Source organism: Sphingomonas bacterium (assembly GCF_903644055.1).
Classification (GTDB): Bacteria; Pseudomonadota; Alphaproteobacteria; order Sphingomonadales; family Sphingomonadaceae; genus Sphingomonas_I.
Map to the genome: position 1 here is coordinate 1 of NZ_CAHJXD010000254.1, position 3,512 is coordinate 3,512.

Here is a 3,512-nt window from a genome sequence, read left to right on the forward strand (position 1 = left end):
CATGGCGATGCACGAAGGCGAGACGTTCAGCGTCATCGTCGCGCAGGCCAAGGCAGCCCTACCCGAAGGTGCCCGCATCGCGGCCTGAGCCGCGAAGCAGCAGGCGCACGAAGGGCGCGGCGGCCGAGAGGCCGTCGCGCTTTTTCGTACCCGGCTGAGAAACCGTCATTCCCGCGCAGGCGGGAATCTATTACCCCGGCGGTTCAATGGAGAAGCAGCCGATCGTCTATATTCTGGCCAGCGGCAGGGCCGCGACGCTCTATATCGGCGTAACGTCCAACCTAATCGGCCGCCTCTACCAGCACCGTAACGACTTGATCCCCGGCTTCACAAGTCGCTACGGCGTGCATCGACTAGTATGGTTTGAGCGGCATCCCGACAGGCCGTCGGCGATCCGCCGCGAGAAGCAGCTCAAGAAATGGAACCGCGACTGGAAGCTGAGCCTGATCGAGGCCAGCAACCAGGAGTGGATGGATTTGGCTATGGGTCTGGGGCTTGCCCCCATCGAGGTCGGCCTGAATGGATCCCCGCCTGCGCGGGGATGACGGAGTTTTTGTGACTGACTTGTCCACCATCGAAGCGACTCTCCCCGCTATCGCGTCCGCGCCCGACCTTGCCGCACTGGAGGCGCAGCGCATCGCGCTGCTCGGCAAGCAGGGGAGCGTCAGCCTGCTGCTCAAGACGCTGGGCGGCATGTCTCCGGAGGAACGGCAGACGACCGGCGCGCGCATCAACCGGCTTCGTAGCGACGTCGCCGACGCCCTCGCCACCCGCAAGGCCGCGCTCGATCGTGCCGCGCTCGATGCGCGCCTGGCTTCCGAGACGCTCGATATGTCTCTTCCGATCGGCGGCGCGCAGGCGGGATCGGTTCACCCCGTCAGTCAAGTGATGGACGAATTCGCCGAAATCTTCGCCGATCTCGGCTTCGCGGTCGCCACCGGGCCGGAGATCGAGGACGACTGGCACAATTTCACCGCGCTCAACATTCCCGACGCGCATCCCGCGCGCGCCATGCACGACACTTTCTACTTCGATCGGGTGGACGGCGAGGGGCGAAAGATGCTGCTGCGCACGCACACCTCGCCCGTGCAGATCCGCACGATGGCCGCCAGCCCGCCGCCGATCCGCATCATCGCGCCCGGCCGCACCTATCGTTCGGACAGCGACGCCACCCACACGCCGATGTTCCACCAGGTCGAGGGGCTGGTGATCGACAAGGGCATCACGCTCGGCCATCTCAAATGGACGCTGGAGACCTTCGTGAAGGCCTATTTCGAGCGCGACGACATCGTGTTGCGCCAGCGGCCGAGCTATTTTCCGTTCACCGAGCCCTCGGTGGAGATCGATGTCGGCTATACGCTGGTGAAGGGCAAGCGCGTGATCGGCGGCGCCGAGCCCGACGGCTGGCTTGAGATATTGGGCTCCGGCATGGTCCACCCCAGGGTGATCGCCGCCTGCGGGCTCGATCCCGACATGTGGCAGGGCTTCGCCTTCGGCTGCGGCATCGATCGTCTGGCGATGCTCAAATACGGCATGGACGATCTGCGCGCCTTCTTCGACGGCGATCTGCGCTGGCTGCGGCATTACGGCTTCGCGGCGCTCGACGTGCCGACGCTGAGCGGGGGGCTGGGCGCATGAGGTTCACGCTGGGCTGGCTGAAGGAGCATCTCGCTACCGAAGCCGACGCGGCGGCGGTGGCGGATGCGCTCACCCGCATCGGGCTGGAGGTGGAGGATGTGTCCAACCCTGCCGAAAAACTGCGCCCGTTCGTGATCGCCAGGGTGCTGACCGCCGCGCCGCATCCGCAGGCCGATAAATTGCAGGTGCTGTCGGTCGATGCCGGGAGCGGACCGTTGCAGGTGGTCTGCGGCGCGCCCAACGCACGCGCGGGTCTGGTCGGCATCTTCGGGCCGCCGGGCGCCTATGTGCCGGGCTCCGACATGACGCTCAAGGTTGCCGCGATCCGGGGCGTCGAGTCGCACGGCATGATGTGCTCGGTGCGCGAATTGCAGCTCGGCGAGGAGCATGACGGCATCGTCGAACTGCCCGCCGACGCGCCGGTCGGCCTCGGCTATGCGCAATGGGCCGGGCTCGACGATCCGCTGTTCGACATCGCGATCACGCCCAACCGGCAGGATTGCATGGGCGTGCGCGGCATCGCGCGCGATCTTGCGGCGTTCGGGCTGGGCACGCTCAAGCCGCTCCATCAGGTCCATCACATGAACTCGCTCGATCCGGTGCCGGGCGACGATCCCGCGCCGGACGTGCGGACCGACGATGCGGACGGATGCCCGGCCTTCTACGCGCAGGCGGTGTCGGGTGTCTCCAACGGCGCCTCTCCGGACTGGATGGCCCGCAGGCTCAAGGCGATCGGCCAGAAGCCGATCTCGATGCTGGTCGACATCACCAACTTCGTTTCGATCGATCTCGGCCGGCCGCTCCACGTCTACGATCGCGCCAAGCTCTCCGGCGCGCTCGTCGCGCGGCGCGCGACGGACGGCGAGCAGGTGCTCGCGCTCAACGGCAGGACCTATGCGCTCGACGCCTCGATGACGGTGATCGCCGACGATGTCGCCGTGCACGACATCGGCGGCATCATGGGCGGCGAGCAATCGGGCGTGTCCGAGACGACGACCGAGGTGCTGATCGAATGTGCCTATTTCGACCCCGATCATATCGCGCTGACCGGGCAAAAACTCGGTCTCACCAGCGACGCGCGCCAGCGTTTCGAGCGCGGCGTCGATCCCGCCTTTCTCGACGACGGCCTCGCGATCGCGACCAGGCTGGTGCTCGATCATTGCGGGGGGCGGCCGAGTGCCGTGACGCGCGCGGGAAAACCGCCGCTCGCCCGACGCACGCTGGCTTACGATCCGGGGCGCTGCCTGGCGCTCGCCGGCCTCGACGTGCCGGCCGATCGGCAGAAGGCGATACTGGAACGGCTCGGCTTTGTCGTTTCGGACGACTTCACCGTCACCGTCCCGAGCTGGCGCCGCGATATCGACGGGCAGGCCGATCTCGTCGAGGAGGTGATCCGCATCGAGGGACTGGACAAGGTGCCAGCCACCCCGCTGCCCCGCGCCGAAGGTGTCGCCAGGCCGACCGCCACGGCCGAGCAGAAGCTGGAGCGCAGGGTGCGCCGGGCCGCGGCGGCGCGCGGCTTCGCCGAAGCGGTGACGTGGAGCTTCCTGTCCGAGAAGGAGGCCGCGCCGTTCGGTGGCGGCCACTGGACGCTGGCCAATCCGATCAGCGAGGATCTGAAGGTGATGCGCCCGTCGCTGATCCCCGGCCTTGCGCGCGCCGCGCAGCGCAACCGCGATCGCGGCGAGAGCAATGTGCGTCTGTTCGAGGTCGGCCGCCGCTATCTGGCCGATGCCGAGCGCCCGACGCTGGCGGTACTGATCGCCGGCGACGCGAGCCCGCGCGACTGGCGCACCGGCAAGGCGCGCGCCGCCGATGCCTTCGACGCCAAGGCAGAGGCGCTGGCGATCCTGGCGGCGGCGGGCGCGCCGGTC

General features: G+C 67.9%; 3 protein-coding genes and 1 pseudogene. All 4 read left to right on the top strand.

The features are described 5' to 3' along the window. A pseudogene (locus tag HUU94_RS11210) lies at positions 1 to 88 on the top strand (50S ribosomal protein L20); the annotation flags it as partial. A 118-nt stretch (positions 89 to 206) separates the two neighbouring features. Continuing rightward, positions 207 to 545: a GIY-YIG nuclease family protein gene (locus HUU94_RS11215; RefSeq protein WP_174275161.1), complete on the top strand. Its 339-nt coding sequence runs from the start codon at positions 207 to 209 to the stop codon at positions 543 to 545. Positions 546 to 555: 10 nt separating this feature from the next. Next, the gene (gene pheS, locus HUU94_RS11220; RefSeq protein WP_438827120.1) at positions 556 to 1,638 is read left to right on the top strand and encodes a phenylalanine--tRNA ligase subunit alpha; all 1,083 of its coding nucleotides are present in this window, start codon (positions 556 to 558) and stop codon (positions 1,636 to 1,638) included. Then, on the top strand, positions 1,635 to 3,512 hold a 1,878-nt coding region (gene pheT, locus HUU94_RS11225), incomplete at its 3' end, for a phenylalanine--tRNA ligase subunit beta (RefSeq protein WP_174275163.1). The genes pheS and pheT, both read left to right, overlap by 4 nt.

Bases quoted from the DNA above. Each gene is read 5' to 3' on its own strand.
- HUU94_RS11215 (WP_174275161.1), top strand. From the start codon at position 207: ATGGAGAAGCAGCCGATCGTCTATATTCTGGCCAGCGGCAGGGCCGCG.